21 protein-coding genes are annotated in these 22,820 nt (G+C 50.8%); all 21 read right to left on the minus strand.

What is annotated here, in order from left to right; all coding sequences use genetic code 11:
- Positions 1-114 precede the first annotated feature (114 nt).
- The 21 genes from B9G79_RS14165 to B9G79_RS14270 all read right to left on the minus strand — a co-directional run bounded on the left by B9G79_RS14165 (position 115) and on the right by B9G79_RS14270 (position 22,816).
- The gene (locus tag B9G79_RS14165) at positions 115-1,428 is read right to left on the minus strand and encodes a replication-associated recombination protein A (protein WP_088566897.1); all 1,314 of its coding nucleotides are present in this window, start codon (positions 1,426-1,428) and stop codon (positions 115-117) included.
- Positions 1,429-1,808: 380 nt separating this feature from the next.
- The gene (locus B9G79_RS14175; RefSeq protein ID WP_088566087.1) at positions 1,809-2,414 is read right to left on the minus strand and encodes a hypothetical protein; all 606 of its coding nucleotides are present in this window, start codon (positions 2,412-2,414) and stop codon (positions 1,809-1,811) included.
- Positions 2,415-2,426: 12 nt separating this feature from the next.
- Complete coding sequence (gene pilQ, locus B9G79_RS14180) at positions 2,427-4,607, minus strand: type IV pilus secretin PilQ (protein ID WP_088566088.1); 2,181 nt, start codon at positions 4,605-4,607, stop codon at positions 2,427-2,429.
- 23 nt (positions 4,608-4,630) lie between these two features.
- Positions 4,631-5,293, minus strand: a complete 663-nt coding sequence (locus tag B9G79_RS14185) for a pilus assembly protein PilP (protein ID WP_232468708.1) — start codon at positions 5,291-5,293, stop codon at positions 4,631-4,633.
- Between the two features lie 17 nt (positions 5,294-5,310).
- Positions 5,311-5,904: a type 4a pilus biogenesis protein PilO gene (locus B9G79_RS14190; protein ID WP_088566089.1), complete on the minus strand. Its 594-nt coding sequence runs from the start codon at positions 5,902-5,904 to the stop codon at positions 5,311-5,313.
- On the minus strand, positions 5,897-6,508 hold the full coding sequence (locus B9G79_RS14195; protein ID WP_088566090.1) for a PilN domain-containing protein: 612 nt from the start codon (positions 6,506-6,508) through the stop codon (positions 5,897-5,899). Before B9G79_RS14195 ends, B9G79_RS14190 begins: the two co-directional genes overlap by 8 nt.
- A complete protein-coding gene (gene pilM / locus B9G79_RS14200) occupies positions 6,505-7,560 on the minus strand; it encodes a type IV pilus assembly protein PilM (protein ID WP_088566091.1) in 1,056 nt (351 codons plus the stop codon). The genes B9G79_RS14195 and pilM overlap by 4 nt, the downstream gene beginning before the upstream one ends.
- Before the next feature lie 170 nt (positions 7,561-7,730).
- Positions 7,731-8,519 (minus strand): prepilin peptidase, encoded by a 789-nt coding sequence (locus tag B9G79_RS14205; RefSeq protein WP_088566092.1) that lies wholly within the window; start codon positions 8,517-8,519, stop codon positions 7,731-7,733.
- Entirely contained in the window at positions 8,512-9,282 is a 771-nt protein-coding gene (locus tag B9G79_RS14210) for an ABC transporter permease (RefSeq protein WP_232468709.1), read from the minus strand. The genes B9G79_RS14205 and B9G79_RS14210 overlap by 8 nt, the downstream gene beginning before the upstream one ends.
- Entirely contained in the window at positions 9,275-10,018 is a 744-nt protein-coding gene (locus B9G79_RS14215) for an ABC transporter ATP-binding protein (protein WP_088566093.1), read from the minus strand. Before B9G79_RS14215 ends, B9G79_RS14210 begins: the two co-directional genes overlap by 8 nt.
- Before the next feature lie 6 nt (positions 10,019-10,024).
- Positions 10,025-10,915, minus strand: a complete 891-nt coding sequence (locus B9G79_RS14220; RefSeq protein ID WP_088566094.1) for a substrate-binding domain-containing protein — start codon at positions 10,913-10,915, stop codon at positions 10,025-10,027.
- Positions 10,912-14,106, minus strand: a complete 3,195-nt coding sequence (gene carB / locus B9G79_RS14225) for a carbamoyl-phosphate synthase large subunit (RefSeq protein WP_088566095.1) — start codon at positions 14,104-14,106, stop codon at positions 10,912-10,914. The genes B9G79_RS14220 and carB overlap by 4 nt, the downstream gene beginning before the upstream one ends.
- 15 nt (positions 14,107-14,121) lie before the next feature.
- Positions 14,122-14,790: a hypothetical protein gene (locus B9G79_RS14230; RefSeq protein ID WP_011163404.1), complete on the minus strand. Its 669-nt coding sequence runs from the start codon at positions 14,788-14,790 to the stop codon at positions 14,122-14,124.
- Positions 14,787-15,851, minus strand: a complete 1,065-nt coding sequence (carA, locus tag B9G79_RS14235; RefSeq protein ID WP_088566096.1) for a glutamine-hydrolyzing carbamoyl-phosphate synthase small subunit — start codon at positions 15,849-15,851, stop codon at positions 14,787-14,789. The genes B9G79_RS14230 and carA overlap by 4 nt, the downstream gene beginning before the upstream one ends.
- The gene (locus B9G79_RS14240) at positions 15,851-16,753 is read right to left on the minus strand and encodes an aspartate carbamoyltransferase catalytic subunit (protein ID WP_088566097.1); all 903 of its coding nucleotides are present in this window, start codon (positions 16,751-16,753) and stop codon (positions 15,851-15,853) included. Before B9G79_RS14240 ends, carA begins: the two co-directional genes overlap by 1 nt.
- 35 nt (positions 16,754-16,788) lie before the next feature.
- Positions 16,789-17,463, minus strand: coding sequence for a signal peptidase I (gene lepB, locus B9G79_RS14245; protein WP_088566098.1), 675 nt, complete (start codon positions 17,461-17,463; stop codon positions 16,789-16,791).
- 75 nt (positions 17,464-17,538) lie between these two features.
- Positions 17,539-18,246 (minus strand): signal peptidase I, encoded by a 708-nt coding sequence (gene lepB, locus B9G79_RS14250; protein WP_088566099.1) that lies wholly within the window; start codon positions 18,244-18,246, stop codon positions 17,539-17,541.
- Positions 18,247-19,038: a signal peptidase I gene (gene lepB, locus B9G79_RS14255; protein ID WP_088566100.1), complete on the minus strand. Its 792-nt coding sequence runs from the start codon at positions 19,036-19,038 to the stop codon at positions 18,247-18,249.
- Positions 19,039-19,048: 10 nt separating this feature from the next.
- Positions 19,049-20,848: a translation elongation factor 4 gene (gene lepA / locus B9G79_RS14260; RefSeq protein ID WP_088566101.1), complete on the minus strand. Its 1,800-nt coding sequence runs from the start codon at positions 20,846-20,848 to the stop codon at positions 19,049-19,051.
- A gap of 73 nt (positions 20,849-20,921) precedes the next feature.
- The gene (gene metK / locus B9G79_RS14265) at positions 20,922-22,031 is read right to left on the minus strand and encodes a methionine adenosyltransferase (RefSeq protein WP_420042858.1); all 1,110 of its coding nucleotides are present in this window, start codon (positions 22,029-22,031) and stop codon (positions 20,922-20,924) included.
- Between the two features lie 179 nt (positions 22,032-22,210).
- Positions 22,211-22,816: a hypothetical protein gene (locus tag B9G79_RS14270; protein WP_088566900.1), complete on the minus strand. Its 606-nt coding sequence runs from the start codon at positions 22,814-22,816 to the stop codon at positions 22,211-22,213.
- Positions 22,817-22,820: the final 4 nt, after the last annotated feature.

Below are 22,820 nucleotides of genomic sequence, written 5' to 3' on the forward strand. Positions count from 1 at the left end.
CAAAAACTAAAAAGCCCCCTTCTTCGCAGACGGGGGCTTTTTTTTATTTCATTCTGGTCGCCGCCTTTACAACCGCCTGAAAAGCAAAGTCGATCGGCTTCTTTATATATAGATCTATTCCTTGTCCTTCTTAAGCTTCATCCAGCTAAGATAATCGCGGATGTTCTTTTCAAAGCCTCTTGTGGTCGGCTCGTAGATGGCGGTCTTTTCAACCTCTTCTGGCAGATAGCTTTGCTCCACCCAGCCCGTCGGATAGTTGTGCGGGTATTTATAGTCCCGGCCGTAGCCCAGATCCTTTGCCAGTGCTGTCTTTGCGGATCGCAAATGCAGAGGCACTGGCAATGTGCGTGTTTTTTCCACCAGTTCGCGCGCTTTATGCAAAGCCATATACGACGCATTGGATTTGGGGCATGACGCCAGATAGGTCGTCACTTGCGAAAGAGTGATGGCTCCTTCCGGAAGGCCAATCGCCTCTACGGCCTGCAAACCTGCGATAGCCACAGAAATGGCGCGTGGATCGGCGTTTCCGATGTCCTCAGACGCCAAAATAATCAAACGGCGCGCAATAAACACCGGGTCTTCCCCGCCATCGAGCATTCTTGCCAGATAGTACATGGCTGCATCCGGATCGCTGCCGCGAATGCTCTTGATAAATGCCGAAATGGTGTCGTAGTGCATTTCAGAGTTCTTGTCATAGCCCAGAGGATTCTGCTGCAGAAGTTCACGCATGTCGTTCACATCCAACAGCGGACCTTCCACATCGTCTTTAGTGAAGGTGTACAGGATCTCAAGGCTGTTGATCAGGCGGCGGGCATCCCCGTCCGAATATTCAAGCAGGTTTTTACGTGCTTCCTCGGTCAGAATCTTGTCCAAAGGCTTTGCATAGTGGGCTTCGGCCCGCTTGACGATCTTATTCAGATCGTCTTCAGACAGACGCTCGAAAATCACCACGCGACAGCGGCTGAGCAAGGCGCGGTTCAGTTCATAGCTGGGATTTTCAGTGGTCGCCCCCACCAGCACCAGATCGCCCTTTTCAACGAAAGGCAAAAGCACGTCCTGCTGGGCTTTGTTAAATCTGTGAATTTCATCCACGAAAAGAATGGTCTTTTGCTGGTACTGAAGACGACGGTCTTTGCCCGCTTCGCCCACTTCCCGCAGCGCCTTGGCGCCGGAGTCCACTGCATTCAGGTGCACATAGTGGGCATTGAAGTGCTGGGACAATGCCAAAGCAAAAGTCGTCTTGCCGGTGCCTGGAGGCCCCCAAATGATCAGACTGGGTAAATAGCCCTTACGAAGCATCTGTCCTAGCTTCGCCTGCGGCCCCAGGGTCTTTTGCTGTCCAAAGATGTCATCCAGCGTCTTGGGACGCAGAATTTCTGACAGCGGTGAAGTTCCATGGGAGGCTTGAGATGCAGAGAAAAGATCCATAGGAGGGTCATAAACCATCCCCTCCCCAGAAGCCACTATTTAATGCAGCTGATCGTGGGTGTATTTGTGCTGCGAGCACCACTAATAGCGTAGCAGACAACCCCGTCGGGTTGCTTAATCTGATAGATCGCCGTTTCAGTGGCTTCCGGCCTGACCAGGATTGTTTCTACGGTTGTCCCATCTGTGAATTGACTGACGGCAAAGGGCTTCATACCTGCCCAAGAAATTCCAATCCCTATCGCCAATGACATTACGACAAGTAAAGTGGCTTTCATATTCACCTCACTTCAAGTTAAGCGAGGACTGCAAAGATGGGTCAAATCATAATAAAAAAGGGCGGTTTTGCCGCCCTTTTTACATATTTCATTTTGTCAGATGACTTAGTCGCCAAGACTTTCGATGGAAATGAAGCCCGTGGTTCTTTCTGGTGTCAGCTCGCCCGTGGAGTCACGAGAGAAGCCGATGATATCAACAGTTCCGGATGCCTGGAATGAATTGGAAGCAGACAACCCACCGCAGATGATCGGACAGGTCATGGAGATGCTCTGAGCCGGTGTGTATCTCTGCGCTGTATCTGTAGGAGCCTTATAGCTTGCGATCTCAGGGCCACCTACGGCTGCTTCCCCTTTGGTCCACCATGTATCGTTCAAGGCCAACAGGTTGTCTCCGGCAAACTCACAAACGTAAGATCCGCCCGAGAATTGAGGGCCTTGGAATTTCAAGCGCACAGAAGCCACAATCAGAGTCTTTTGAACATTCGGCCAAGCAATCGTCAGATACTGCACTTGGAAGAACGCGGCCCCCACGTCATTGGGTGACGGGTTGCTGGAGTCCTCAGTGCGTTTAGTGATGCAGCTCTTCGCCGAAGCATTGATCACATAGGTGCGGGATGGCGACACCGTCGTCGAAAGCTGACTTGCTTCCTGCGAGCAGTTTGGCAGGGTTACTGCCACCAATGCCAACAATAAAACTTTCCAGTGTCGCATGGGTCCTCCTCGTTAGAAGTCGGTGGTTGTCGGATTGCCTGCGTTGCTGTCGATCTGACCCATGATTCTTGGAGTCAGGAAGATCAACAACTCAGACTTTTCCTTGGAGATGTTCTTGGTTTTAAACAGATAACTTACGAATGGCAATTCGCGGAACCAAGGAACACCCACTTCACCGTCTGTGGCATCACTTTGATAAATACCACCAATAACAGCGGTCTGACCGTTTTTCACCAGAACACGGGTGTTGGCTTCACGGCTGTTCACCGCAAATGCACCCTGACCGGCACTGGACACGTCAGCACCACGGAATTGTCTGTTAACCAGTACTTTCATGATAACAGATCCATCCGCCGTTACCTGTGGAGTCACCTCAAGTTTCAACGTCAATGGTTTGAACTGGAACGTTTCCTGAGTCGCTGTCCCATTCTGAGTCACCTGACGAACCGGAACTTCCGTTGTCTGGTTGATGTCGGCTTTTTCATTGGACAGAGTCATGATCCGCGGAGCAGAGATGATTTTAACCTGCTCTTCGCTTTCGTTCAGAGCCAAAGCCGCTGACAGTGTACCGAAGACATCCAAAGTACCCACATTCAGGTTGAAGTTCAAAGCACCGGAAGAACCCGCCGCACTTTGATTCACGTTGAACGATGGATTCATGTTCACCGGACCACGGGAAGTGGAGCCCAGCTTGATTGGCGCGCCCGTCGCACTCCAGTTCACACCGATATTGCGAGTGAAGCTTTCTTTGGCCTCAACGATTTTACCTTCGATGGACACTTGCGCCGGCTGCGTATCAAGGCTGGCGATCAATCTTGCCGCTCTTTCGAGATTTTCTTCGATATCGGTCACAACCAAAGCATTCGTACGAACGTCGCCGACGACACGGCCACGATCACCCAGGAAATCTTTGATTTTCTTTTCAAGCTCGTCCACTTTGGCGTAGCTGACCGGGAACATGCGAACCTTCAAAGGCTCCAGGTTCTTTCTGGCTTGCGCCAGTTTTGTTGCATCGTCTTCTTCCGCTTTCAGATCCTGAAGTGGAGCGATACGCAAAACATTGCCCTGACGGGTGTAACCCAGCTTTTTGGCTTTCATGATCACGACCAGCGCCTGGTCCCAAGGAACCTGACGCAGTTTCAGGCTGACTGCACCTTTGACGTCTTCAGAGATCACCATGTTCACGCCGGATTCTTCAGTGATGAAGTTCAAAGCGTCACGGATGTCCATGTTGCTGGTCTCGATAGAGATCTTTTTACCGTAGAATTTGGTGTTGCCCGCAAGGAACTCTGTCAGATTCTGGCTTGGCAGAATGTTGTTGTCTTCCATCGCTGTGCTGACGTCAGTCACTTCGGCCGCTTCCGCAGGAGCAGATCCGCTGGCCACGATCAGAAGGCTGTTGCCTTCCTGCTGAACTGCCGGCTCGCCAACACCTTCACGCATCTGGATCACAAAGCGTGCGGTAGAAGAACCCGGGTTTTGATAGGCATCAATCGCCCCCACGCTGCCTTTGATGTCTTTGGTGTTCAAAGAGCGTTTCAAACGGTCTGGCAGGTTGGCATTATCCACTTCAATGATGAACTGGCGCAGATCCGGATTTGTGCGGGTGGTGTACGTCAAAGGACGATCCCCCTGCACGATCACAGTTCCGCCGGTTTCGTTGGCGCGGAACTTAAGGTCCGTGATGTTTGCCGGAGCTCCGGATGGAACGGCCGCAATTGTTTCAGTCACCGGAGCCGGTGCCGGCTCGGTGATGGACGGCTGATCCGCAAATGGATCAGGCGTCGTTTCCGTCACGGTCGGTTCCGGAGTTTGCGCAGGAACATCCGCAACAGAACTGTCTGCAAACGGATCTTCCGTCGGGCTGGTTTCTTCAGGAGCCGGAGCTGGCGTATCGGCCACTTGTTCCTGGCCGCCCGCCTCGTTCACTTCCTCTTCGATGGCCAGATCCTGGTCACCGGCAGGAGCTGCCTGAGATTCAGCCTGGGCAGGTTGTTGATTGTCGATTTCATCGAATTCTGCAAAGTCATCAGAAGCTGAATCAGCCGCTGGAGCGCTTTCATCCGCAGATGTCACATCTGCAGAGGAATCCATGCCATCCAAAGACAGATCGTCTTCAACCGGACGGCTTGCACAGGAAGTCAGAGAGGCAATCATTGCGCTCAGGATTACTAATCTAATGAATCCGTTCATTAGTTCCTCCTCTTAAAAGATAACTACTTTTTTAACTCCATAATGCGTGACTCTTTGAAGGCTTTGCCGTCGTCGTATTTGGTTTCCACGACAACAACCTCCCCTTCACGGATCGCCGCCACGAATCCTTCGCTTCGGCCGATCTTGGAGTTTTTAGTCACTACAAACACAGCCCCATCCGGATCTTTGATCATCGCACGAGGTGTTCTCACATCCCACAAAATACCCACGACCTGTAAACGATCAACTTCCCAGCGCTGCAGAGGCTCGAGAATCTCGTTTGGACGAGCCGCCTCCGGGCCTGCTGGGCGGACCGTTTTAAAGACCTTGAACGGGTCTCTTTTCCCGGTCGGATCGTAGATGTAACCATCACTGGACAAAATCTGCTGCGGAGCCGGAGCTGTCATCTGATCCCCAACCGGCATTTCATTGGCCGGAGGCGGAGGAATCTGTGCTGGCACATCCGCTGTTGGCGGAGTTTGCGCTGCCGGAGTGCCGGCTGGAGGTGGACTGCCCGCTGGGGTGCCACCGGCTGGAGGCACCTGAGTGTTTTCAACCTCTTTCAGAAATTCCGCTGGAAGATCACCGTTAGCCGGAGCATCCTGCGAATGCGCCGGTGCCATGAACTTCATGCTGACCGCAAAGGCCAGCCAAAGTCCCAGAGAGGCCACTAAAATGTAAGACACAATCCATCTTACAGACTTCACTGAGGGTTCTCCGTTGTAGCAGGCTTCTTCTCTTCAGGGGCCAGCTTGTAACCAACCACCTGACCTTCAAACTTCAATTTACGGGAGCCCGGTTCGCTTTCAGAGATCACAACATTCTGAACGCGCGCCATACGCTCGGCCGTGGACACCAGGAAAGTGAACTGGGCCAGCTCTGCGTAACTGCCCTCAAGGGACACTTCAACAGGAACCTCTTCCACGACTTCTTTTTTAATGTTTTCACCCGGTTTTTTCGACTTCACGCTGACGCCGGCATTACGGGCGAAATCATCGATCGCCTTATTGATATCAATAGAGAACAGCACCGCCGGCAAACGACGGGAGATCTCCTGATACTTCTGGCTCAGTTGACCGACTTTTTCCTGCATCTCCTGAACCTGTTTCAGGGTTGCATCGGTGTCTTTCTTTTTGTTTTCTTCTTCCTGCAACTGCTGATTCACAGTGACGATTTGAGCGTCGACAGCGGAACCGTCGTCGTACATGAAGTTCCAATACATGGCGGTCAGGCCCAGGCCGATCACCAGGATTTTACCAATTGTCTGGACTGCGAGCAGATCAAATAGCTTATTCATTCGCTCTCTCCAACAAACAACTGATTTCAAACTTCTTCAAACTGACCCCGTCCGTCACCGTTTCACTGGAGCTGACAAGGTTTACATCCATCAGGAACACACTCTTGGTCAAAGCCTCCAGGAACTGAGAGACCTCGAAGTCACTCAATGCAAGACCCTGGATGTTTACACGTGTCGGGTTCACCTGAACGCGGGTCAACCACGCTTTTTCAGGAATCACTGTCTGCAACAGATCCAATACACGGATCTCACGCTGACGGTCTTTGGAGATCTTCTCCAAAGCAGAAATACGAGCCTCCATCAGAGCCTCGTCCTCTTTGAACTTTTTAATCTCGGCCACGGAATCCGCAGCTTTGGCGTTGTAGGTCTGAAGCTCCGCCAGAATCTGGTTTTTGGAGTTCAGCTCTGCCACCTTGCCCGGCACGTTCTGATTTTCGTAAATATACAAAGCTAAAGGTCCGATCAGCAAAAGCACGAGACGCTTCAGCGCCTCTTTGCGGATCTCATCAGCCCCCATGAAGGAGTCAGAAGAAATCCCCAGAGAAGCCCCGATGGAGCCCCCACCAGAGGTTGACGCTTGTGATGCCAGATTGATCTTGATCATGTCGCATCCCCCTGTTCACGCAGGGCCAGCCCCGTTACAACCCCGGCAAAGGAGCTGATCTGATCAAGATATTCAGGAGAGAATTTTTTCGGATTGGCCTTCACACGCAGGAACGGATTGAACGGTTCCATCAGAATCCCGGTCACACGGGAAACCGTTTCCACCAGTCCGGAGGTCGCAGAGCTTCCACCCGTGTAGAAACAACGGCTTAGAACCAGACCGTTCGTGGTGGCACTTAGGAAATCCAAACTGCTGCGGATTTCTTCCGTCACCGCCTCGTTGGTCGCACTGATGATGCTGTGAACTTCGTCCGGAACTTCACGGCGGGAAATCGCACTGAGCTTCAACGCTTCGGCTTCCGCCACAGTCACACCCATCGCTTTGTGGATTTCATTGGTGTAGTTGGCTCCACCCACCGGAATGTCACGGCAGAAAATCACTTCGCCGTTTTGAAGCACGACGAAGTTTGTGATGGAGGCACCAAAGTTCAGGATACCGATCACTTCGCCCGGGATTTTTCCGTAATTGAGTTCAAAGGCATTGGCCAAAGCAAAGCCAGATACGTCCAATACGCCACAAGTCAGCCCACTGACCTCAATCACTTGAGTATACTGGGTCACAAGTTCGTTTTGGGCGGCAATCAGCAGAATGTCCATGGCATCCGGGGACGCACTGGAATTCAGAATATGATGGGCCAGGCTGATATTGTTGATATCAAACGGGATGTACTGCTCGGCCTCAAAACGAATCTGATCTTTGATAAGTTTACGATCCATCTTGGGAATTGTGATCTTTTTCACGATCACGGCGGTTCCCCACATGGCTGTGGCGATGGATTTACGCTTGGTTTTTACTTCGTTGATCAACTGCTGAATGGCGATACCGACCGAGGCGATATCCACGATCTCCCCGCCAGACACAGCATTGGGAGGCGTTGGTGCAAAACCAAAAGAGAGAAGCTGGGCGCCCTTGCCACTGACGTCCATTTCAGCAAGCTTGATGGAGCTCGATCCAATGTCGAGTCCTATGACCTTTTTCGATTTAAAAAACATGCTTTCGCTGCTTCCCCAGTTGTACCACTCGGATGTCTTTTCAAAGACTTACGTCTTTAGGACACAAGTCTGATATACTAAAATTATTTCTGCTTGGGTGGGGAATGTCAAACAAGGGTCGAGGCTGAAACCAAAAGGTCCAGCCCCGGGGCGAAGGTCTTGCCCTGAAATCAGACAGCCGGAAGGAACAAACCGAGGTACCAAAGGGCGATGGCTTCACCACCAAACAGGTAAATCACCGCACCCAAAGCCAGATAAGGACCGAATGGAATCACCGTCTTTAGTCCAGCTTTCTGCTTTCTGGCAGCGATCAGACCGATCACACTGCCTACGATCGCCGATGTCATGATCACAAACGGGATGGCTTTCCAGCCGACAATGGCACCGATCCATGCCAGAAGTTTGATATCTCCACCGCCCATGCCTTCGTTTTTGGTGAACATATAATAGACGTAAGCCATCCCCCAAAGGAAGCCCCCGCCCATCAACACACCGAACAAGGCATCCAGGAACTCACGCTGAGGGTTCAGGGCCGCGCCAACAAGTCCAATGACAATCCCGGAAAGAGTGAATTCGTCCGGCAAAATCATGTGATCCAGATCGATGAATGTGCAGACAACAAGTCCAAAAATAAAGATCAGATACTCAAGCAGTGTCCAAGTCAGACCTGCATAGTGGTAAGAAAGCGCGAACAGCACCGCCATGATGATTTCCACCAGAGGATAGCGGAATGAAAACTTGGCGTGGCACTTGCGGCATTTTCCACGAAGAATGAACCAGCTCAGGATGGGGATATTGTCATACCACTTGATCTGGGTTTTGCAGCTATAGCAATAGCTGCGGGGCTTGACGACACTTTCCTCGCGCGGCAGACGATAGATCACGACATTGCCGAAGCTTCCAAAAATCGCACCCAAAACAAAGAAAAGGACGTAAAAGCCCGTATCCAGATCAAACAATGTCTTTTCTCCTGAAGAAGAAGTTCGTCGCCAGCACCGCCAACAAAGCCCAGCCCGTCATGTGCGCCAGCATCCACAGAATGTTTTCAGCCGGAATCCCCTTTTCAAGGAAGTACGCTGATTTCCAGTTCATACGATAGAAATTCGGGGTCAACCAGTGCAGCACCTTCACCGCCTGCACAAACATGTCTTCACGGCTTTTTTCCGCGAAGAAAGCCAGGTCCCCCAGCCAATGCCCCAGCAGGAACACCATAAAGCCCGCGCCCAAAGCCAGCACCGGACGCACCACCAGGCTGAAGAAAATCACCAGACACAGAATCACGGCACTTTCACACCACAGGCTTAGTGCAATTTCCAGGAACGACAGAAGGAATTGAGGCTCTTTCCACAGTCCCAACAAGATCCACAGCAAAACAGTCAGTGAACCCATTAAAAGACTGTTCAACGCCAGAACCCCCAGAAGCTTGCCGACGATAAACTGAGCCCGCGACACCGGTCGGGACAGAATCAACAAACAGGTTTGCTTTTCGATTTCTTTCGCCAGCAAATAAGCTCCCGAAAAAAGGGAAATCCCCAGACCTGAAATCTGAATGGCCAGGAATCCAAAATCCGTCAGAATTTTACGTTGTTCCGCAAAAGACAAGGCACCCAAAAGGAAGCTCAAGCCCAAAAGAGCGATGGCAATCAGCACCGCCACCATAAAAACACGTTCACGCAGCATTTCGCGCAGAGTGGTGCGCGCCAGAGTCCAAACCTTATACACGGCCTTCCTCCTTTCCTTTCAGAACAGAGAAGGCTTTTTCAAGACTTTGGAATTCGGCCATGAAGGAGTTTAACACCCCGTCGTACAAAATCTGACCGCGATTGATCACCACCAGATGGGTGCAAAGCTCTTCCATATCCTGCAAAAGATGGCTGCTGAAGAACAGACTGACCCCGCGCTTTTGTTCTTCGCGCAGAATGTCTTTCACCATGGCCCGGCCATCGGGATCAAGACCGGACATCGGCTCATCCAGAATCAGCAGATCCGGGCGGGTTAAAATCGCCTGCGCAATCCCAATTCTTTGCAACATGCCCTTTGAATAAGTTCGCAAGCGGCGGTCACGGGCTTCAAAAAGATCCACTTTTTTCAAAGCTTCGTGAGCTCTTTCATGGAAGTCCTTCATCGAGGCACCGTAACAAAGATTCCAGTGCAGACGCAAAAACTCCATTCCCGTCAGGAATTCATACAAATACGGACGCTCAGGAAGATAACCGATGCGGGTTTTGCTTTCACTGGTCAATGGAGATCCAAAAAAGTTGATCTGACCACTGTCCGGACGAATGAAATCAAAAAGACATTTGATCGTGGTGGTTTTGCCCGCCCCGTTGCTGCCGACAAAACCGGATGTCTGGCCTTCTGGCAAAGAAAAGGTCACGTCACGCAACACATGACGGTCCTTTTCAAAAAGACCGCCTTTGAATGTCTTATTCAGCTTTTCAATTGATAATACAGCCATGAAAAACTATGGCTTCAGCTCGATATTCAAAGCTTTCACCATCTCCCTGACAGGATCATACTGTTTGGAGGTGGCAGGCATCAAGTCGCGAGAACCCAAAATTTCAGAGTAAGTGTCTTTATTGCGGTTCTGTTCCAGAATATCAATCAGGGTGAACATCAATGTATGGGTTGTCTTGGGATAAGCATCATAGAAATCCTGACGAACACAGAAGGGATCATTCGGGATCGGAGCGCTTTTCCATAAAATACGGTATTTGGCTTTCTTGTCAGTACCGAATTTTTCCCAAGCACCCTGCAAACCTTTTTCATCGTCACTGAACACAGCGGCCGCATCGACTTTTTTGGCTTCCAGGAACTGAATGGAGGCCTGGTGATTGCCAGTGAAGACAACTTCTTTGAAGTCCGCATCACTCAAGCCCTCTTTGCGCAAAGCCACCTGAGGATACAAATACCCTGAAGAGGACTTGTCATCAACGAAGGCCACTTTTTTGCCCTTCAAAGACTTCAGATTTTTGATTCCTGATCTTTGTGGCGTGATAATCATGGAATAGTAATACGGCTCGTGCCACACCTTCTTCAGAAGGACTTTGGCTTGCGCCTGCTGTTCAGCAAAGACATAGGTGGAGGAACTGAAAAAGGCGAAATCCACCTTCTTCGTTTTCATCGCCTCAATCAAACCGACATAGTTCTTGGAAACGTAGATATTGACAGGAATATTGAGTTTGGCCTGAAGCTCTTTTGCCAGAGCCAGGCCTTGTTCACGCAGATTCTCGGGATTACCCCCAGGGATCACCCCAATGGTGATGCTGGGAGGGACTGCTTCAGAGGGGCCCTCCGCTGCAAAAGCTGTGGAGATCGAAAGAAGTGTCAGCAGTCCGAGAATGAGTCGTTTCAAAATTCCTCCATGGCCCCCAGGGCCTCGACTGATGATGACTCATTTCTTTCATTTTTCAAAGCAAGAATGAAGGCTTCAGCAGCGTCACTTTCGGTGAGGCATGGAATATTATAGTCAGTGCAAGCTCGACGAATGTCGAAGCTGGCCTCAATCGCACGGCGGCCTGAGGTGGTGTTGATCACAAAGGCCACATCGCCCGAGCGGATCTTGTCCACACAGTGAGGACGGCCTTCATCGACTTTTCTTAAGGACAGACAGTTCACGCCCTTATCATTAAAGAAGTTCGCGGTCCCCGTCGTCGCCGACACCCCGTAACCCATGCGCTGAAGTTCACGCGCCAAAGGCAGCATGACTTCCTTGTCCTTGTCTCGCAGAGAGAAGAACACCTGACCGATTTTTGGAAGTCTTATGTTACTTGAAAGGAAGGCTTTTGCCAGAGCTTCAGAATAATTCCTTCCGCGCCCCATGCTTTCACCGGTGGACTTCATTTCGGGGCCCAGAATCGAATCAGATTCCGGGAACTTTTTGAATGGGAAGACCACGCCTTTTACAGACACGGACTCGGTGTTTCTCCAGTTCAGGTTCTCAAGCTTCAGGTCTTTCTTCTTTTTACCCAGCATCGCCGCCACACCCAGATCAATCAGGGGAATTCCGGTGGCTTTTGCCACAAACGGAACCGAGCGGGAACTGCGCGGATTGGCTTCAAGCATGAAGACCACATCATTTTTCACAGCCAGTTGCAGATTCAGGTGACCGATCACGCCGATGCGGTTTGCCAGTTGTTTGCTGAGCTCCTCAATACGTTCGCAGGTTTCCGGTTTCAATCGGTGCGGCGGCAACACCCCCATGGAATCCCCGGAGTGAACACCCGCGGCTTCGATATGCTCAACGATACCTCCGACCACGACCCAGTCCTCTCCACGCACCAGATCCACATCCACTTCCAAAGCTCCGGCCAGGAATTGATCCATCAGGCATGGCTTGTCAGCAGAGATATAGTCCTTATGGCGCTGGAAGTAAGACAGCAGCTCTTCCGTGTTTTCGATCACTTCCATACGACGACCGCCCAAAACATAGCTTGGACGACAGATCATCGGATAACCCACGGATTTTTCGATACGCAAAGCTTCTTCCAATGATCCCGCCATACCGGAGTTTGGAATGGCAAAATTCAATTCGCGACAGATTTTGGAGAACAATCCACGGTCTTCTGCAAGATCGATGGTTTCAAGCGAAGACCCCAGCAGACGGAAGCCCGCCTTAACCAGATCCGGAGCCACACCAATCGGCGTCTGACCGCCCAACTGTGCCACAAATCCCAGCGGCTTCATGAAGCGCATGATCTCAGTCAGGCTTTCCACCGTCAGTGGTTCAAAGAACAGAACATCGGAGGTGTCGTAATCAGTGGAAACAGTTTCGGGGTTGGAATTCACCATGATGACCTTACGGCCATTTTTCTGGAAGCCCTTCACCCCGCGCACACAACTGTAATCAAATTCAATTCCCTGGCCGATACGATTTGGACCGCTGCCAATGATGACCACCGCATCCGGAGCATTCACCTTGGCAGAAGCCTGAGGCCAGTAAGAAGAATAGAAATACGGAGTGGAGGACTCAAATTCCCCGGCACAGGTGTCCACCTGTTGATAGCGCGGGAACATCTGGTGTTTTTCACGCAAAGCACGGATGTCGGATTCTTTCCTGCCGATCAACGCCGCCAGTCGGGCATCCGTGAAACCTTTGCGTTTGGCCTTCAAAAGAAGATCCACATTGTTTTCAGTGAAATCCGCCTTGAACATTCTTTCAAATTTAATCAGGGCTTCAATGTGCTCCAGGAAGTAAGGATTGATACGAGTCAGCTCCTCGATTTCCGCCACGGTTTTGCCGTCACGGAAGGCCTGGAACAAATGGTAAATGCGACGGCTGTTTGGATAAGAAATCTTGCCGGTTTCAAGTTCCACCTCGGGAATCGCCTGCGGGTCTTTTTCAAGACTGGCCAAAGCCTTCATCAAAGATTCCTGCAGCGTGCGCCCGATACCCATGACCTCCCCGACGCTTTTCATCTGCGTGGTCAGAGAGTCTTTTGAGCCCGCGAACTTTTCAAATGCAAAACGCGGGATCTTGGTGACGATATAATCCAAAGCCGGTTCGTAACAAGACGGCGTTACTTTGGTGATGTCATTTTGAAGTTCATCCAGGGAATAACCAATCGCGAGCAAGGCCGCGATTTTGGCAATCGGGAAACCCGTCGCCTTACTTGCCAGCGCAGAAGAACGGCTGACCCGTGGATTCATTTCAATCACCACACGTTCGCGTGTCGTCGGGTGAACGGCGAACTGAATATTAGCGCCACCCGTTTCAATGCCCACTTCATTGATGATCTTGCAGGCCTCATCACGCATGGACTGATATTCACGGTCGCTCAATGTCTGTTGAGGCGCCACCGTGATACTGTCACCAGTGTGAACGCCGCACGGATCCAGATTTTCGATACTGCACACAACCACGAAGGTGCCCTTGTGATCACGCATGACCTCAAGTTCATATTCTTTCCAGCCCAGGATGCTTTCTTCCACCAAAACTTCGGAAGTCGGGCTTTCATGCAGCGCTGTCACCAGCATTTTTTTGTATTCTTCCGGCGAGTACGCAATACCGCCGCCGCCCCCGCCCAGAGTGTAGTTCGGGCGCAGGATCATCGGATAACCCAGTTCATCGGCGATTTGCAGGCCGTGTTCGTAGGTGCGGATCAGGTGGCTTTTTGGGTATTTCGCGCCGATTTTGTCCAGCAGACCACGGAAGATTTCGCGGTCTTCGCCGGCTTTGATCACCTGAGGTGTCGCGCCCAGCAGTTGCACTTTATATTTTTGCAGGATGCCTTTGGCATGCAGATCCAAAGCCAGATTCAGGGCCGTCTGGCCGCCCAAAGTTGGGATCACAGCATCGGGCATTTCTTTGGCGATGATTTTTTCCAGATAGTCGACCTTTAAAGGTTCAACATAAACGCGGGTGGCGATCTCTGGATCAGTCATGATCGTGGCGGGATTTGAATTCACCAGGATGACTTCAAGGCCCTCTTTCATCAGGGCCTTACAGGCTTGAGTGCCGGAGTAATCAAACTCACAGGCTTGTCCAATAACGATGGGTCCAGATCCGATAATAAGAACTCTCTTAATACTGGACTTGCGCGGCACTCTTTCCTCCTAGAACTAGATCCCGAGCTTCCCCTCATTGGAGTAAATGAGCTCAGGCTTCACGTGTTTATACTGTTCAAATTTATAACGCATTTTAATCAGGCGAAGCATCAGCAGATCCGGATCCAGATCCGGGTCTTTGCGATGGCGCTTGGCCTCGCTCAGAATGAACTTCTTCGCACTTTCAGGATGGAAGCAGAAGCCGCGGGTGAAGACATACGAGTCCCCTTGAGGGATCAAACGCACTTCAAACAATTCATCCTGATCAAAGCCGAAAACAAAAGGAGATGCCTTCACCACCATCACGTTGGAAGAGAAGAAGCCTTTTTTGTTCTGCAGAATGTCCTTGATATAGACATCCCCGTCTTTGATTTTCACAAATTCGAAAATGGAATGGCGGTGCTGCTTCAGCACTTCCAGAGTTTTCAGCTCTTCCTCAGAGAAACGAAGTTCACGCACCAGAAGGCAGGCCTCCAGCGGTGTCTGACCGAAACCTTTCAGCTCACGGGTGAAAAAATACCAGTCATAGAACTGTGCCATGCGAGACTCGTAGTGCTCGGAGTTTTCATCCAGAGTACCGGCGTTTTCAAAGAACTCTTTTTTGGCCATGGCCAATTCGTCCTTGAAGGCGTCGCTGACAAAGTGATTCAGAATTTTTTCAATCAGTTTTTCGTATTCGTTCATATCATCCGCTCTACAAAGTAGCTAAACAGCCCTGAAGCCTCATGCGGCCCAGGACAACTTTCCGGGTGATATTGTATTCCTAAACACTTGCGTTTTTCACTATAAAAACCTGCCACAGTGCCGTCATTGAGGTTCACATGGGTGACCTTCACGTCAGAAGGCAAAGAAGCCTCTTCCACCGCATATCCGTGGTTCTGGCTGGTCATGTAAATCTGATTAAGCAGAGTGTCGCGAATCGGGTGATTGGACCCACGATGGCCGAATTTTAACTTGTAGGTCTTTGCCCCCAGAGCCAACCCCAGAATCTGGTGCCCCATGCAGATGCCAAAGATCGGTTTTACACCCAAAAGCTCACGAACCGTCCCGATAGCCACCTTCACGTCCGCCGGATCGCCGGGGCCATTGGTCAGCATAATGCCGTCCGGATTGTAAGACATAATGTCCTGAACGGAAGAGCGGCTGTTGAAAATCTTGATTTCAGAGCAACGGCTTTGCAACTCGCGCAGGATGTTTTCTTTGCTGCCAAAATCCAGAACCGCCACTTTCGGGCCCACCATGTTGTCACCACGGCGGACTTCAGGTTCTTTGCGGGAGGCAATGTAAACCCAGTCTTTATCGAGGGTCTTTTTAGAAGCGATCAGGCTTTCGGCCTTTTTTAAAGCTTCCGCCTCGGAACCAGCCTGAACCAGCGCGCCCCATGGAGTTCCCCCTTGGCGCAAACGCAAAGCCAGGGCTCGGGTATCGACTTCGGTCAGCAGCGGGATTTTATTTTCTGTCAGGCGCTTCTTCCAGGCCTGATCACGCTCACTGTCCTGAACTTCCAGGCAGATGAATCCTTCGATCCAGAGTTTTCTGGATTCCCAGACGGCGTCTTCGACCCCATAATTCCCCTGCATCGGGGCGGTCATGACCACGATTTGTGAAAAATAAGACGGGTCCGTGGCGATTTCCTCGTAACCGGAGTGAGACGTGTTGAAAACAACCTCGCCGGCGCGATCTTCACCACCCTGCCATTGACCGGTGTAGACTTCCCCACCTTCAAGCACCAGATAGCCGCGCATCACTCCCCCTCTTTCAACGTCATTTGAATCAGACTTTGACGAATCAAAACACCATTGGAAACCTGATCCAGCACTTTGCAGCGCGGATCTTTCAGAACTTCAGAATCAAGCTCGGTCCCCTGATTGATCGGACCCGGATGCATGATCAGGGCTTTATCCGAAAGGGACTGCAGATTTTTGACTGTGAAACCGTACTGATCACGATAATCGGCCAAAGAATACTGGTGCTCGTGACGCTCTAACTGCACCCGCAGAGCCATCGCCGCCGTGGCCCACTGAAGACCTTCTTTCAAAGAGGCAAACACCCGGCACGGAGATTGTGCGGGAAGGAACTCTTTGGGACCACACAGCGCCACTTCGTAACCGAGTTTTTCGGCCAGCTCAAAGTGCGACGCTGCCACACGACTGTGACGAACATCACCCACAATCAAAAGCTTTTGACCTGCACACGTCCCCAGATGCTTGCGAAGGGTGTAAGCATCCAGCAAAGCTTGTGTCGGATGCCCTTTTTTTCCCCAGCCCGCATTCAGAATCGGCGTGCTGATTTTTTCGGAAAGATCCTTCAGATCCAGATCATCCCCGCAACGAATAACCAGGAAAGACGGCTTCATGGCCTCAACATTCAAAACGGTGTCTTCCAGCGTTTCGCCTTTTTCAAGACTGCTGCCCGCACCGCCATCCAGACGCAAAGGATGGATTCCCAAACGTGCGCAGGCGGTTTCAAAACTCATGCGGGTGCGAGTGCTGGCTTCAAAAAACAAAAGGGCTCCGGTTTTTCCGAAGCCCTGAATAGGAGCCGATTTTGATGCCGCAATAGAGTCGGCAATAGAGAATAGGAAATCGATTTTTGTTTTTTCAAGGGAGCGAAGATCAAGAATGGAGAAATTTTTCCTAGACGACATCTAGAACCCAAGACTAGGTACTTGGGCGAACCTTGTCAATGAACCGTAGAAAAAACTCGGTCCCAACGCACTGAAGGATAACGGTCGCCACCCCATTTACGCTGCCAATCCAGTGAAAGCCAAATTAAAGCCACGCGGCCCACCACCTGGGTCATAGGAACCGTACCCCAATAGCGCGAGTCGTCACTGGCATCACGATTATCACCCAACAGGAAAACCTCTCCTGGAGGCACAACCAGCGGGCCGAAATCTTTGTCATCCGGAGTTTTCTGGAAGATCACACGCCAGGAATCCGCCCCCGCAGTCTCTTTAAAGATATCAAAGAGTTCCGCATTGGGGTTGTCCGAAACTGCATCCATCTTTTCATAAGCCACGGGTTCATCATTCAGAACCAGGCGCCCCTTCACGATTTGCACCCGATCTCCAGGCAAACCCACCACACGTTTTACATAAGTCACGGACGGCTGATTGGGATAACTGAAAACCACGATATCCCCGCGCGCCGGCAAAGTCAGGTTCCAGCGTTTGGAAGCAAACGGAATCTGCACACCGTAAGACACCCGGGAGGCAAAGATAAAGTCGCCGGGTTTCAGCGCAGGCTGCATGGAACCCGTGGGAACTTTATAGGCGGTCACCAGAAAGTGACGCACAAACAGTGCGCACACCACTGCCAAAACCAAAGTTGTTAGATATTCCCGCCAACGATTCATCCTTAAATCCTAAACGGACTTGGGCGAGACCTTCAAAGCAATTCTTAGGACTTTTTATTATTTCTTAAAAGCGACCTAATCCAAAGCTTTGAACAGGCGGTTGAAGCGGATTTGTGAGGGGTCGCACACAAATGTCATTGTCGGCAAAGTACTGTTGCAGGAAAGCCAGATGATGGAAGCTTTTCCGACCAAATAATCATTTTTCACAAAGCCCCAGAAACGCGAGTCACTGGATTGATCACGATTGTCCCCCATAAAGAAGAACTGTCCCTGTGGCACTTGATATACTTGCACATCAGCAGAGTTTTCTTCACTCAAGAAACGCACCACATAGGATTTCTGCGTGTTGTTTTCCGTGAAATAATAAAACTCTTTATTGCTCACCAAAGGGCCTTCATAAGATTCCATCGTAAAAGGCTTGTCGTTCACGGTGATGCGACCAGCACGAACTTCGATCCGGTCCCCCGGCAGCCCGATCAGTCGCTTGATATAATAGACATCCGGATTTTCAGGATACTTGAAGACGACGATGTCCCCGCGTTCAGGCGTTGACCATTGCACCAGCCACTTGTCGCTGAAAGGAAAGTGCAGACCGTAAGCAAACTTTTTTACCAGAATGTGGTCATGGATCAGAAGATTCGGAATCATGCTCCCGGACGGGATCACAAAGGGCTCAAACAAGGCCCAGCGCACTCCCATCACCAGCAGAATCGGAAACAGGAATGTCAGGATCGCCTGATTCCATGTTCCTTTCAGATTGGGAGTGGCCTTGGGTTCAGACATCTAGTTCACAGAGTGGAAGAAACGTCCCCAGCGGATGGTCAGCGGGTTGCACAGGAACGGAAGCATTGGCACCGTCTCTTCACAACTTAGCCATACGAACATCGCACGACCCAGGATGTTTTGTTTTGGCAGGAAACCCCAAACACGGCTGTCAGAGGAATTCATGCGGTTGTCACCCATAACAAACAGATGGTCATCCGGAATGGTCACTGGGCCAAAGGTTTCATAGATATCACCCTTGCGAAGCAGGATGGCATGCTCTTTACCCTCTTTGGCGCCTTTGCCCGGAGGCAGGACTTCAGTGAACTCAACATAGTTTTCTTTGCTGTCGTTGATGTTGCCATCACGCTGGAAATCCGCATCGCGCAGCCATGCAAAGTCATCCATATTGGCAGGTACCTTTTTTTCAACCGGTTTGTCGTTGATATAAAGAGTCCCGTTTTCGTAGTAAACCTTGTCGCCAGGCTCACCCACGATGCGTTTGATGAAGAAAGTGCTCATGTCTTTAGGATATTTAAAGACAATCACTTCCCCACGCTCAGGTTCGTTGAATTTCACCAGCCATTTTTCGCTGAAAGGAACACGCAAACCGTAAGTCAGCTTGTTCACGAAGATATGGTCATGAATCAAAAGCGACGGCAACATCGAGCCCGATGGAATCACGTAAGCTTCAATGAAGCCCCAACGGATGAAAAGGGCGATAAACACGGCCAGGAACAACGAGCCCCAACCTTCGGTCCAAAAGTGCTTTGTACGGAAATCCCAGCTTTTCACTTGTTGTTTGTCGCTCATGTTGATTCTCCTAGTCTTCGACTTTCAGGATCGCAAGGAAGGCTTCTTGAGGGACTTCCACATGGCCGATGGCCTTCATGCGCTTTTTACCCTCTTTTTGCTTTTCCAGAAGCTTACGCTTACGGGAAATATCACCACCATAGCACTTCGCGGTCACGTCTTTTCTGATCGCTCCCAGAGTTTCACGGGCGATGATCTTGGCACCGATCGCTGCCTGGATCGCCACCTGATACTGCTGACGAGGGATCAATTCTTTCATCTTTTCAGCCAACAGACGGCCACGGTTTTGCGCCTTGGAGCGGTGAACGATCAAAGACAGGGCGTCAATCGGCTCACCGTTGATCAGAATGTCCAGCTTCACCAGGTCTGATTCCTCAAAACCGACGAATTCATACTCCAAAGACGCATAACCTTTGGAGATGGATTTCAAACGATCATAGAAGTCCATCACCATCTCATTCATTGGCAGCTTGTACTCAATGATGACTTTTTTGTCGGTGACGTATTCCATTTTCAACTGGATACCGCGTTTGTCCTCGCACAGTTTCAAAATGCCGCCGATATAGTCGGTCGGAGTGTGCAGGGTCACCTTGACGTAAGGCTCTTCAAATTTGGCGATCTGGGTGTCCACTGGCATGCCGGATGGATTTTCCAGCATCATTTCGGTGCCGTCCGTTTTGGTAATACGGTATACAACCGTCGGCGCCGTGGTGATCAGATCCAGATTGAATTCACGCTCAAGACGCTCTTGAACGATTTCCATGTGCAACAGCCCCAGGAAACCGCAACGGTATCCGAAACCAAGCGCCGCGGATTTTTCCACCTCAAACGTCAAAGACGAGTCATTCAGACAAAGTTTGTCCAAAGCGTCCTTCAGGTTTTCGTATTCAGAAGCCACAACCGGGAAGATACCGGCAAATACCATCGGCTTGATACGCTGGAAGCCGGCCAGAGGCTCTGTCGCCGGATGTTTTGCTGCCGTTACGGTGTCACCCACCTGCACGTCACGGATGTCTTTGATGCCGCAGACGATAAAGCCCACTTCACCCGCTTCAAGCACTTCCTGCATTGCCGGGAATGGTTTGTATTTCCCCATACGCAGGACTTCATAGTCACGGTCTGTCGCCATGAACTTGATCTTGTCGCCTTTTTTGATCACGCCATCGACCATACGAACCAGGACGACAACGCCCTGATAAGCATCAAACCAAGAGTCGAAAATCAGAGCTCTTGGCGTCAGGCTGCGATCCGCCTTTGGTGGCGGAACTTTTTCAACGATCGCTTCAAGAATGTCGGTGATACCGATTTTTTCTTTCGCGGAAGCATGAATGATCCCTGTGCAGTCCAGGCCCACAGTGTCTTCGATCTGCTTCGCAACACCTTCCGGATCTGCGGAAGGAAGATCGATCTTGTTCAGAACAGGAATGATCTCAAGATTATTTTCCAGCGCCAGATAAACGTTCGCCAGAGTTTGTGCTTCCACCCCTTGAGCGGCGTCGACCACCAGGATCGCACCTTCACAAGCAGCCAAAGAACGGGACACTTCGTAAGAGAAGTCCACGTGCCCCGGTGTATCGATCAAGTTGATCTGATACATGTTGCCGTCTTTGGATTTGAAATCCAGACAGACGGTTTGGGCTTTGATGGTGATGCCGCGTTCGCGCTCAAGTTCCATGTTGTCCAGGAACTGATCCTTTTTCTCACGATCCGACAAAGAGCCGGTGGCAGAAAGAAGACCGTCAGCCAAAGTAGATTTGCCGTGGTCGATGTGAGCGATGATAGAGAAATTGCGTATGTATTTAGGATCCATGGGCGGTAGTATAAATAAGAAGCGCCGAGTTGCTAGTGACAACTCGGCGCAATGATTAAGGTTTTATTAAAATTTAAGCCAAAGTCTTTACAGCGTCTTTCAGTTGGTCGACCTTGTTCAGGCGCTCCCAAGTGAAGGACTCTTCGTTACGACCAAAGTGGCCGTAAGCCGCTGTCTGGCTGTAAATCGGTCTTAGCAGGTCCAAATCCTTCGTAATGCGAGCTGGGCGCAAATCGAAGACCTGGCGAACTGCTTTTTCAAGCACTTCAGGGCCTACTTTGCTAGTGCCATAGTCATTTACGGTGATGCTGACAGGCTCAGCCACACCGATCGCGTAAGCCACCTGAACCAGGCAGCGTTCCGCAAGGCCCGCACCCACGATGTTCTTAGCGATATGACGTGATGCGTAAGCAGCAGAGCGATCCACTTTGGAAGGATCTTTACCAGAGAACGCGCCACCACCGTGAGCACCGTGACCACCGTAAGTGTCCACGATGATTTTACGGCCGGTCAAACCCGCGTCACCCATTGGACCACCCGTTACGAAACGGCCCGTTGGATTGATGAAGAATTTGGTTTTTGCATCGATCCAGTTGCCCGGGATGGATTTTTTGATCAGTTCTTCCGTGATGAATTCTTTGATCGTAGCATTGGAAACGCTGTCTGCGTGCTGAGTGGAGATAACCACCGCATCAATGCGTTTTGCGATGCCGTTTTCGTACTGAACTGTCACTTGGGATTTGGCATCCGGGCGCAACCAGTCCACTTTATTGGCTTTGCGAAGAGCGGCAAGGTCTTTCACCAGTTTGTGAGACATTGCGATGCTCAAAGGCATCAGCTCTGGAGTTTCATTGACTGCATAACCGAACATCAGACCCTGGTCGCCCGCGCCCTGATCGTCGGAAAGAGTTTCTTTAACGCCCACGGCGATATCAGGGGACTGCTGGCCCACGGCAATCATCACGCCGCAAGTTTTGTAGTCGAAGCCCTTGTCAGAGTGATCGTAACCAATGCGTTTTACAACTTCACGGGCTACTTCAGAGAAATTAACTTTTGCAGAAGTTGTGATCTCGCCACCAACAACCACCAAGCCGGTCGTCAGCAGGGTTTCACAGGCAACACGGCCCTTCGGATCCTGTGCCAGGATGGCATCCAGAATACCGTCAGAGATTTGATCGGCCATTTTGTCGGGGTGACCTTCGGAAACAGATTCACTCGTAAACAGGTAGTTTTTCACTGCGTTCGTTCCTCATTAGGGAATGGTGTTAATGAGCTCGGCCCCCACCGGGACCATCCTAAAAAACAGTCAGAATTGAGCTGGAATTTAGCGAGCGGCCAAACTATCAAAAGCACCCGGAGGGGTCAAGAGTCCTTGGGTTTGTGGTGGTAAAAATAGGCAAGCTCCAGGAAAAACACTGTAAAGCCTCCAACCAGGCCAATCAGCCCCAGGCCAATCATGAACTGAGCCAGAGTCCGCCCCAGCTCACTGATAGAGGATTCCGGCACCAGCCCCTTGCTTTGAAGCAGGAACATCAGCAGATAGGCCCCAACCGACAGGAAGGTCCACAGGATTGCATGTGCCCGGCTGGTCAACAAACCCACGATCAGCGGCAGCACCGCAAACCAGATCAGCGTCGGAGAGAAAAAGCCCCCGGTGAAATAGGAAAATGAAAACTGAAAGATCATCCCCGAGGTCACCATGGAATAGGCTGCCAGGGACATCGAACGGCTCCAGCGGTAAATCAGCGGAGAAAAGGCATGCATGATTGAACAGGCAAAACCGATTTGAGCCAAGGTCGGATTTTCCACGAAAAATAAAGAGATGAAGCTGTAGGTCCACATCAGCAGACCGGTCAAAAGGGTGATCAGAACCAGCAGGCGCCATTTATAATGACGAACATGTTTGTCTTCTTTTACATCCAGGGAAAAGAGGGTGGTCCCCCAAAGAATCTGTTCTTCCTGTTCCAAGTAA

The organism is Bdellovibrio bacteriovorus, from assembly GCF_002208115.1.
In the GTDB taxonomy this organism is placed as follows: Bacteria; Bdellovibrionota; Bdellovibrionia; order Bdellovibrionales; family Bdellovibrionaceae; genus Bdellovibrio; species Bdellovibrio bacteriovorus_C.